We start from the raw sequence: 10,395 nt of genomic DNA on the forward strand, positions 1-10,395 counted from the left end.
ATAATGATCATTATAATTTTTGTTGACAATGTTGCTTTTTTAGTTTTGTACTAAACTTTCATGTTATTTTTGTGACAGGTGTTGGGATAAAATATAGTTGCGACGTGAATAGTGAGAGGTGGGTCAACAAATCCCCGTTATCAGTTCTCTCGAAAAAATGTGTGGTAAATTGACTGAGTACTAACTAGCCAGACGGTTTTGGCGAACCGTTCTACCACACACGTTCAGTGAGAACATCAAACGGGGTATTGTTATGATATCATCTGACACCAAGATCAAGATACAGAATTTTGGTCGCTTCCTTTCAAATATGGTGATGCCCAATATCGGCGCATTCATCGCGTGGGGGATTATTACCGCACTATTTATTCCGACCGGTTGGGTACCCAATGAGACATTGGCGGCCATGGTCGGCCCCATGATTACCTACCTACTACCACTGCTGATCGGCTACACCGGCGGTAAACTTGTTGGCGGCGAACGCGGCGCTGTTGTCGGCGCGATTACCACCATGGGGGTGATTGTCGGGACTGACATTCCCATGTTTATGGGCGCGATGATAGTTGGTCCATTCGGCGGCTGGGCCATTAAAAAATTCGATGCTTATATCGATGGCAAAGTGAGAAGCGGGTTTGAGATGTTAGTGAATAACTTCTCTGCCGGTATTATCGGTATGCTTTGCGCGATTATCGCTTTCTTCCTCATCGGCCCGTTCGTAAAACTGTTGTCCAATGGTTAGCGTACATGGTGTTTGGTAAAGGCACAGCACGTCAAACCGCAGGGGGTGCATCGATTATTCACTTCTTCGGTGGTATTCACGAGATCTACTTCCCTTACATTTTAATGAATCCACGTCTTATCCTTGCAGCCATTGCTGGAGGTATGACAGGTGTATTCGTTCTCACTGTGTTTGATGCAGGCATTGTGTCACCCGCATCTCCTGGCTCTATCTTTGCCGTGCTATTAATGACGCAAAAAGGATCGGTTGTTGGTGTCTTAGCGTCAATTATTGCCGCTGCCAGTGTGTCATTTGTGGTTGCCGCTTTGCTGATGAAAACGCAAAAAAGCACAGAGGGCGATGGTGACGAAGCTTCACTCGATGAAGCGACTGCGAAAATGAAAGACATGAAGACAGGCACGAAAGCAGATACCTCCACTCCCTCATCCGCGCCCAAAGGCACGGTTAATTTTGCATCCGTTAAGCATATTTTGGTTGCGTGTGATGCGGGTATGGGATCCAGTGCCATGGGTGCCAGCTTGCTGCGCAAAAAAGTGCAAAGCGCCGGTCTAGATATTGGTGTCACGAATATTGCGGTTAATAGTTTGCCTGAGGATGCGCAGATTGTGATCACGCACAAAGACCTAACCGAGCGCGCACGTACTGACGCCCCATCAGCTCACCATATTTCACTTAATAACTTCCTTGATGGTGAGGTTTACGGCCAGTTGGTCACCCAAATTCTCGCGGCAAAATATCCTGCAGCGAACGATCCGCAAGTGCTTAGGGTTCCTGATACTGCCGCGAATGACGATAGCTTCGAGCCAACTCCAGCGCCCACTTTTCAACTCCAACGTGAAAATATCCATGTTGGCTTAACGGCAACAAACAAAGAACAGGCGATCCAATTTGCCGGCAATCAACTTGTCAAACTCGGTTACGTTGAACCTAGCTATGTCGACGCCATGTTTGAGCGCGAGGCATTAACTCCAACTTACCTCGGTGAATCTATCGCCGTCCCTCATGGCACCGTCAAAGCGAAAGATGGAGTCAAGAAAACCGGCATCGTGGTATGCCAGTATCCAACGGGTGTGCAGTTCACCGACGATAAAGACGATATCGCTAAATTGGTGATCGGGATTGCCGCCAAAAACGATGAGCATATCCAAGTTATTACCGCTATCACTAATGCGCTAGATGAACCTGATGCAATAGATACCCTCACCAGTACCGACAGTATTGACGAGATCCTCAATCTATTAAGTGATGAAAACGTCACTCATATGACGTCGTCCCATTAATCAGTCTGATAAGGAGACCACTGAGGTGGTCCCTTATATCCATCTTTTTTAGTTTGAGGTAAATATTATGAAAAATGCTGTTCATTTTGGTGCCGGCAATATTGGCCGCGGCTTTATCGGAAAATTACTCGCGGATGCCAATGTCGAGGTCACCTTTGCAGATGTTGATGCGCCCCTCATTGATCAACTCAGTCACAAACAAAGCTACAACGTCAAAGTGGTCGGCAATGACTGCCATATCGACACGGTTTCTCATATCACGGCGGTTAATTCGGCAAGTGATGATGTGATCGATAAAATCGTAAAAACGGATTTAGTGACCACGGCAGTGGGTCCCAATGTGCTTGATATTATCGCTAAGACCATAGCCACCGGGATTGAAAAGCGTTTTGAATCGGGCAATTTGGCGCCGCTGAACATTATTGCCTGTGAAAACATGATCCGTGGCACATCACACCTTAAGGGCGAAGTCTATAAGCACCTTGACCCCGCGTTGCATCAAAAAGCAGAGGCACTGATTGGTTTTGTCGATTCAGCGGTCGATCGTATTGTACCGCCCGCGGAAGCGGCGAACGATGATCCCTTAGAGGTTACGGTAGAAAGCTTCAGCGAATGGATTGTTGATGAGCAACAGTTCAAAGGCGAGATCCCTGATATCGCCGGTATGGAGAAAACGCAAAACTTAATGGCGTTTGTCGAACGCAAGCTTTTCACCTTGAATACAGGTCACTGTATCACTGCTTATTTGGGGTGCTTAAGCGGCCACCGTACCATTCGTGAAGCCATTACCGATCCACAGATTCATGCCGTGGTGAAACAGGCCATGCAGGAAAGCGGCGAAGTGCTTATTCAACGCTACGGGTTTAACCGCGCCGCTCACCAAGCGTACATTGAGAAAATTTTGGGGCGTTTCTCAAACCCCTACTTGGTTGATGAGGTCGATCGAGTTGGCCGCCAGCCTATTCGAAAGCTAAGTCAGAACGATAGGCTTATCAAGCCATTACTGGGTACAATAGAATATGGCACGGATAACCGAGCGTTGTTAAAAGGTATTGCCGCAGCATTGAAATATACCAATCACACCGACCCACAAGCTGAAGAACTTCAAGCTTCACTGGCTGAGGTAGGCGTAAGAAAGACACTAGCGATATACACCGGCTTGGCAGAAGAAAGCCCTGAAATTGAGGCAATCAACATCCTGTACCAGCAATTGTAAACCGCGCACTTCACAGGGGGAGTTTAACTCCCCCGTTATAACAATAAGCAGTATTGAGTCTATGGCAGAAAATTTCGACGAAACAGACATCATTGAACGATTAAACCAAGCGACAACCGTGCGTGGCTTTTTTGTTGCCGCGGTCGATACGTTTGAAGCGTCTATTGATGGCTTAATCAAGCGGGTTTTTCGCAAAGATAACTTTGCAGTAGAATCAGTGGTGGGGCCTTTGCTGCATGACACGGGGCCACTGGGTGATCTTTCAGTGCGATTAAAACTCTTGTTTGGTCTAGGCGTGTTATCAGATGACGCTTATCACGATATTGAACAGATCATTAAACTTAAAAACCAGCTAAGTAATGATGCTGACGACTACCACTTCACCGACCCTAACGTACTGGATGCGGTAAAAAAGCTTCGTAAAATCGACAATATGAGTATGATTCAGCGCGATATAGAAGCGCCAGAGGATGATGTGGATATTGAGTTTTATCAGCTACAACTGCAACGCCAGCAGCAGGTCCTCCGCTCGGGGCTTTCTCTTGTTATTGTCGAGATTTGCAACGAATTGAGCAAAGAAAGCCCGTTCTAGTACTAAACCGGCGTATAGGCTAATTGACTACCCGGCCAGCACTAACCATATACCAAGCGCTAGCGCTCCCCCTAAAACCAACGTTTCAAATAAGTAAGCCTTAATCGCGTTATACAATTTCATACCTAACCAATCCTTTTATTGTTCGGGTATTAAACCAAAACCGAGAGCAGGCTGTCTATCATTATAGACAAAAAGCCTTGTGTAAGATCACACAAGACTTGACGTTGGCAAGGTTAGCTGCCTTTTACCAATCAAGCATATAGCTATCTGCTCTCATATACGGAGGCAATTGGAAAAGTGACCGTAAAACCATTCCCATGGTCGGAAAAATATGGGCTTCGAATCGCAATACTCGCTTGATGCTGCTCAGCAATGTCTTTGACAATCGACATACCCAAACCAGCCCCGTCGCCTTTCTCGGTATGACCGCGGAAGAATTTATCAAAAATACGACTCTTAATTTCGTCCGGTATGGCATCGCCAGAATCAATCACTGCCACCACCACGGTATTGGCTGAGCAACTGGTGACCACACTGATAGATGCGCCTTCTCCTGCATAGCGAATTGCATTATCAATCAAATTAGTAAACAAGACTGACAACATAACGGGATGGCCTTTCACCCACAGGGGGTCTCGTCCTTCAAGTTCTATTGACTGTTGTTGAGTCAATGCCATCGGTGCGAGTGCTGCAATTTGCTCTCGTAACAATGGCACAAGATCAATGTGTGTGGTGTCGGTGTTTTTTTGCTGCTCCACCCGCGATAGCATGAGCAACTGCTGAATCACACGATCGGTACGATCGATGCCAGCAAGAATATTGGTCAAATCGTTATCTCGATCGGCTTTTGTGGCGGCAGACAAAGCATTTTCTGCATTAAGGCGCAGTACCGCGAGGGGAGTTTTTAGCTCGTGCGCGGCCGTACTAACCAAGCGCTTTTCACGCACCCACGCATTATTTAGCTGAGAGAATAGATAATTTAGCTGTTTAACCAATGGCGTTAGTTCAACGGTGGGTTGTGTAACATGGATATGATCGAGATTATCGATACTGCGCGCAGCGATAGTGTCTTTCAGCTCACCTAACGGTTTAAACGCGCGACTTACTAGAACGACCATAACCAGCGCCAAGAGTGGTATAAGCAACAGTTGAGGTAAACCAATGGTCAGTGATACCTCTGTCATCAGTTCTTGGCGAATAGCTTCTTTTTCCGCGACCAGCAAACTAGCTTGCCGTTCATCGGGTAGAGCGAAAACCAATGTAAAGGTTCGCCATTGTTCACCTGCCGCGGTGACCACATCGAATCCGGGGTTGCCCGATGTCCCTATCCATTGCACCGGTGCATTAGGGCTTTTGGCAATTAATGCATCATTAACACGGTACTGAAAAAATAAATTATCTTCGTAGGGGTGACCAAATGGTGTGGTCGTATCGTCATCTTTTGCGTTGGCAGTAATCGCGTTTAACCAATGGGTATAACTTTGTGTAAAGTTATTTGGCGGCTGATCTCCCCAGTTCATCACCGACAGCGCCAAGGTTTTTGCCGATTGACCCAATCGCGCGTCATAAACTTCATTAATTTCATGGCGGGCTTCGCTGTAAACCAGTAACCATGAGATAAACATCATTAGTCCCACGGTGCATACAGTCGTAATAGTGAGATGGCGTTTTATTGAATGCGGACGTTGTCTTTTATTTTTCAATGATATACCCAACTCCGCGAATATTCTGAATTAAAGCACCACCGGTTTTTTTACGCAGGTTATGAATATGCACTTCAATAGCATTTGGACTAATGCCCTCATCCATACCATGAAGGGCTTGCTGAAGCTGATCTTTATTCATCACGCGTCCAGCATGTGACATCAACGTCGATAATAATTTAAACTCATTAGGCGTTAGTCGAATTGGCTCGCCTTGCATATCGACTTCGCCAGTCGCCATCGACAAGGTCACCCCATGGCATGACATGGTGGTATCGGCATAACCGGAAATACGCCGAATCATGACGCGCAGACGCGCCAATAGCTCTTCGAGTGCAAAAGGTTTGATCATGTAGTCGTCAGCTCCACCATCTAACCCTTTCACACGGTCATCAATGTCATCGCGTGCGGTCAAAATCATCACAGGGATATCGCTATGTTTGCGGCGAATTTTGCGCAACACAATAAGCCCATCAGTGTCTGGCAAGGTTAAGTCTAGAATGATAGCGGTAAAACTTTCGGTATTTAACAACGCATCTACACCACCGCCCCGCTGCAGCCAATCAACGGTGTAACCGTGACGCTGCAGCGAAGCCACCATAGACTCTCCTAACATGCAATCGTCTTCGACCAGTAACAGCCTCATTGCTGATTAATCTCCTTCAGTTTTTGGGCAATCTCTTGTTGCCGACCTTTATCAGCAAGACGACGCTCAGGTCGCGCTGGGGCTTTTTGTGCTTGCTTTAAGAATGCCACAGCGAGGTTGGTTTTTCCGGTATCTGCCAAAAATTCACCATAAAAATAGTTGGGATCAATACCTCTAGGGTTAATTTTGAGCGCTTTTTTAAAAAGTACGGCAGCCGTATCGTCATCCCCAAATGCGAACGGCCAGCCCGGCACTTTGTGGTACAAAGTCGCTAAGCTCGTTAGGGCCGAACCGTCCAGCGTTTCCGGCGCCTGTGTTACCACATCTTCAAGTAGGATTTTTGCATCTTTGACCAAAGCCAATGCCCCCATGCCACCGTCAACCCCGGCTAGCGAGCTCTTATTGATAGCAAGCCATATTTTCAGATCATGACGCGCTGGTTGGGCAAGGAGCGCAATTTGCGTATCATCGATTAAACGGTCGAAACACGCCACTTTGTCGTCACTGCTTTCGACAGTGTAGTTACATTGTGCCCAGCGTGTCTGGATCTTAGTCAAAATAGGGTCGGCCAGCGCTGTCGCACTGATCAAAGAACAACTGAGTGCCCATACGGTAATATACAACGATTTACGTATAGTCATGGTGTGACTCCTCTGTAACTGGCAAGTCTTGCGGCGTCATGGCGTGAAGATCAATGATATCTTTTTGTTTTGCGATCCCATGACCCACTAGCGATGGAAAAAGTTGATTCAGACGAACAAACAGCTTTTCGGGCCATCCGAGCCACGTCGCAAAGCAACGCTTTTCGATAGCACGAACAATGTGATTCGCTACCCACTCGGGTGAGTCCACATGATTTTGTAATTGCTTATTCATCGCCGTTGCACGTGCATCATTTAACGCCGTCTTGGTGGCTCGAGGCGCGATATAAATGGCACACTGCTGAGTGCCATGTAGCTCCCGATTTAACGCTTCGGTAAAGCGATATAGGCCTGATTTCGTCGCACCGTAATTGGCATACCCGGGGAAACCGATACCAGCAAAGGTTGAGCCAATATTGACAATCAGGCCTGTCGGTGCGAGCCACGTTAGTGCCTGTTTACAAAGCAAAATAGGCGCGGTTAGGTTGATGGCAATCTCATGTTCAATACTGACATCCGCGCGCATGGATAGGTAATTGAAACTATTTACCCCTGCATTATTGATCAGTATTTCTATTGGCGTACCTTGCTGACCCAGCCATCGTGCATGCTGATTCACCTTGTCTCTTCCTTCTACTGCACCAATGTCTGCTTCGATGATCTGATGACGCTCGCTATTCATAAGCTGGTTTTTAAGATCATGCAACGCGGTAAAATGGCGGCCGACGAGCACAAGTATTGCGCCTTTTCTTGCCAGTGCATCAGCCAGCGATCGGCCAATGCCTCCTGTCGCACCTGTTAGCAATATAATTGTGTTTTTCATTACCGCCTCCTATGCCACTTGCGTCTGTGTTGTGGTCATGGGAAGCGCTCGCAGCATTGATTCATACAGCGCATAAACACGGTTCGCACTATCAATGATGGCTTGTTGGTCCGCTGGATCCGTTACCTTGTTCATCAAATCGGCAAAATAGCCAATATGCTCTACGTCCAAGGTGCTGTGTGACGTTAAATACCGCATCGCTGTATCGGGTAGAGAAAGCGTTTGCTGGATCAGTGCGGCCATCGAGCCGCCGATTGAGACACTCGTCCCTTCCAACACCCAAACCATGCCAAATAGAGCCATTGGATTTTTGCGATCAATTTGGTGATATAAATACGCCACCATCATCTCAATCCCTAACCCGACTTGGCCCTCACCACAGTTAGCCTTCGCTAATTCGGCATCAAAGCCACATGCGCGCAAGTCATCCAAGATCCATTCATGGTGACCTTTCTCTTCCTCAATGTATTCGCCGAGCGCTTGGCGTAACCATTCATAGTGCTCCGGCAGCCGAGAACCACAGGCCATCAGTAATGGAACGGTATGCTTCACATGGTGATAAGCCTGAACAAGAAAGGCCGTGTAGGTTTGCAGCGTGATCGCCTTATAGTCGCAAGCCTCAATCACAGGCACACTCAGCATTGAGGCTCTCGCCTGAGCGGTTTCTTTCTCTAGTACATGGAAAAAACCTTGATTATCCATAAATCCTCCTAGGAATGTGCCGTGAGTGGCAGGGTTTCGTCAGTCAGTAATGATTGGGCCGACGTGTTAAGTTGCGGCTCAAATTGTTGGCAAAAGACATCGCGTTTAGGGCGGCCATTTGCCGTCATCAAATGGGGTTGCTGATGAAAAGGAGCGGTAAATATCACCGCTCGGAGCTGCGCATAATCGGGCAGTTGGTGGTTAAGCTGGATCAGCTGCTGCTTTGCTTGATCAGGAGAGTCGCTACCAATAATGGCAGTCAGGTAGTCCTTCCCCTCTCCCAATACCACCATGTTGCTAAGCGCCGAATAGGCCATGGCTTCCGCCTCAATCCATTCTGGATGGATGTTGCGGCCAAAAGCCGTAATGAGTTGATTTTTTTTGCGACCTTTTACATACAAAAAGCCGTCATCATCAAACTCACCGATATCTCCCGTCTCGACGGCGCCTTGGTGAGGGATAAAGTCGCGATCCAGATAACCTGAGAATGTCGCGCCTGTTACCATAATTTCACCATCTGGTGCTAGAAAAACACGATTGTGAGGTAACGGTTTACCCACACTGCCAACACAATGGTGATCGGTGGTATTCAAGCTCACCACTGATCCGCACTCAGATAAGCCATAACCCYCAAAAACCGATAAGCCAAGCCGACTTGCTGCGCGCAATAAGGCCGGTGCCACCTTTGCGCCTCCGACAGCAACGTGCTTGAGATCGGCAACCGCACCAGGATGCTGTTCACCAAGGTGGATTACGGCTCGCAATAACGCAGGGGTAAGCACCAAGCTTTGCGGACGATAACGAATCAGTCCGCTCATCAATTGATTCAGGTTTAACTGGCTTGAGCCGATCAGCCCCAAGTCATGGCTGGATGGGATCACTGTCGTCACCCCAAGCAACAGGGGCACGTAAACACCCGTAATATTCTCCAGTAGTGTGGACAGGGGAAGGACGACTAAATGACGGGAGGGCACCGCAGTGGTGGAGACGGTATTGGCAAGCGATACGCTAACGCTCTCTAGCGTGGCTGCGCTCAATACCACGCCCTTGGGAGAACCGGTCGAGCCTGAAGTAAACGTGACCTTTACGGCAGGAGGCAAAGCTGGCAGTGCGTCTACATCTCGTGCATGGCATGGTAATCCCGCCAATGTAGTCACAGATTCGTGGCTTAATGCGACATCAGGGTGTAGCGARCCAATCACCCAATCGACCCTCGCAGTCTCCAAGACATGCAGTTGTTGATCCGCCGTAAAAAATGGCGGGATCGGTACAATTGAAATGCCTGCATACGCAGCGGCAAGATCGATCAGTACCCAACTAACACTGTTGTCACTGGCAAGCCCAATCATGTGCGCATCTAGCGCCAATAGGGCTTCACTCAAAGCCCTGATTCGTTCCCAAAGCGCTTCGTAAGTCAATATCAGGCAGTCGCCAGATGCATCTGTCCCTTGAATGGCAACCTGATCAGATTGGGAGCTGGCATATTTAGCCAAACGTTCAAATAAGACGCGCATGTGCATTCTCCTTATGACGGTGTTTAGACGCGATTCGAGCCAACTGTTCAGCACCTTGAGCAAGGTTACCAGCACAGACACGAGGCATCCGCGTGTAGTAGTCGCCCCATTGGTCAGTGGCGGGCTGTAGGCGACTCGCATCCGCATTGGTCAGTAAATGGGGAGTAAGGCCAAAACGATGCATGAGTGCATATAGCGGTCCTGTCGCGGTAAACACACACCACAAGTATCCGTGGGATAGCAGCACATTCGCTAAAGCGTGGAAATGCGGTAGCGACGTCCCCGAAGAGAACGAGGCCAGTTGCCCAAATTCAATCACTGATGTACGCGTGATCACTTGCTGATAGTGAGTGCTGAGTACATCAGCAACATCATCGCCAAGGTATTGTTCGAGAAAAAGCGGCTGACACGCAGCGGGGCGATAACCGCATACCGACAATAAGCGATCGTCTTTCCCTCTCAGGCAGGACAAATAAGGCATAAAAGCGGTAATTGTCGCGTCGAAGGCTTGTTGATAGCGTTCAGCAATATACGCC

At 48.1% G+C, this 10,395-nt stretch carries 9 protein-coding genes and 1 pseudogene; 3 read left to right on the plus strand and 7 right to left on the minus strand.

Going from position 1 to position 10,395, the window contains the following annotated elements:
- Positions 1 to 253: 253 nt before the first annotated feature.
- The 3 genes and pseudogenes from BZG79_RS06870 (at position 254) to BZG79_RS06880 (ending at position 3,827) form a co-directional block, all read left to right on the plus strand.
- Positions 254 to 2,019, plus strand: a pseudogene (locus tag BZG79_RS06870) (PTS mannitol transporter subunit IICBA).
- Between the two features lie 67 nt (positions 2,020 to 2,086).
- Positions 2,087 to 3,235 (plus strand): mannitol-1-phosphate 5-dehydrogenase, encoded by a 1,149-nt coding sequence (locus BZG79_RS06875; RefSeq protein WP_077774034.1) that lies wholly within the window; start codon positions 2,087 to 2,089, stop codon positions 3,233 to 3,235.
- A 61-nt stretch (positions 3,236 to 3,296) separates the two neighbouring features.
- Positions 3,297 to 3,827 (plus strand): MltR family transcriptional regulator, encoded by a 531-nt coding sequence (locus BZG79_RS06880; RefSeq protein WP_077577309.1) that lies wholly within the window; start codon positions 3,297 to 3,299, stop codon positions 3,825 to 3,827.
- 266 nt (positions 3,828 to 4,093) lie between these two features.
- On the opposite strand, the gene BZG79_RS06885 is transcribed toward BZG79_RS06880, so the two are convergent.
- The 7 genes from BZG79_RS06885 to BZG79_RS06915 form a co-directional block, all read right to left on the minus strand.
- Positions 4,094 to 5,458 carry an ATP-binding protein gene (locus tag BZG79_RS06885; RefSeq protein WP_242414136.1) on the minus strand — a complete coding sequence of 455 codons (1,365 nt, stop codon included), beginning with the start codon at positions 5,456 to 5,458 and terminating at the stop codon, positions 4,094 to 4,096.
- Between the two features lie 64 nt (positions 5,459 to 5,522).
- Complete coding sequence (locus BZG79_RS06890) at positions 5,523 to 6,179, minus strand: response regulator (protein ID WP_077677705.1); 657 nt, start codon at positions 6,177 to 6,179, stop codon at positions 5,523 to 5,525.
- Complete coding sequence (locus BZG79_RS06895) at positions 6,176 to 6,820, minus strand: hypothetical protein (protein WP_077677706.1); 645 nt, start codon at positions 6,818 to 6,820, stop codon at positions 6,176 to 6,178. The genes BZG79_RS06890 and BZG79_RS06895 overlap by 4 nt, the downstream gene beginning before the upstream one ends.
- On the minus strand, positions 6,807 to 7,643 hold the full coding sequence (locus BZG79_RS06900; RefSeq protein ID WP_077774036.1) for an SDR family oxidoreductase: 837 nt from the start codon (positions 7,641 to 7,643) through the stop codon (positions 6,807 to 6,809). The genes BZG79_RS06895 and BZG79_RS06900 overlap by 14 nt, the downstream gene beginning before the upstream one ends.
- A gap of 9 nt (positions 7,644 to 7,652) precedes the next feature.
- Complete coding sequence (locus BZG79_RS06905; RefSeq protein WP_077677708.1) at positions 7,653 to 8,345, minus strand: iron-containing redox enzyme family protein; 693 nt, start codon at positions 8,343 to 8,345, stop codon at positions 7,653 to 7,655.
- An 8-nt stretch (positions 8,346 to 8,353) separates the two neighbouring features.
- A complete protein-coding gene (locus BZG79_RS06910) occupies positions 8,354 to 9,859 on the minus strand; it encodes an AMP-binding protein (protein ID WP_077774037.1) in 1,506 nt (501 codons plus the stop codon).
- The coding region (locus BZG79_RS06915) for a thermostable hemolysin (RefSeq protein ID WP_077774038.1) at positions 9,843 to 10,395 on the minus strand (553 nt) is incomplete at its 5' end. The genes BZG79_RS06910 and BZG79_RS06915, both read right to left, overlap by 17 nt.

It is taken from the genome of Salinivibrio sp. MA427 (assembly GCF_001996115.1).
Classification (GTDB): domain Bacteria; phylum Pseudomonadota; class Gammaproteobacteria; order Enterobacterales; family Vibrionaceae; genus Salinivibrio; species Salinivibrio costicola.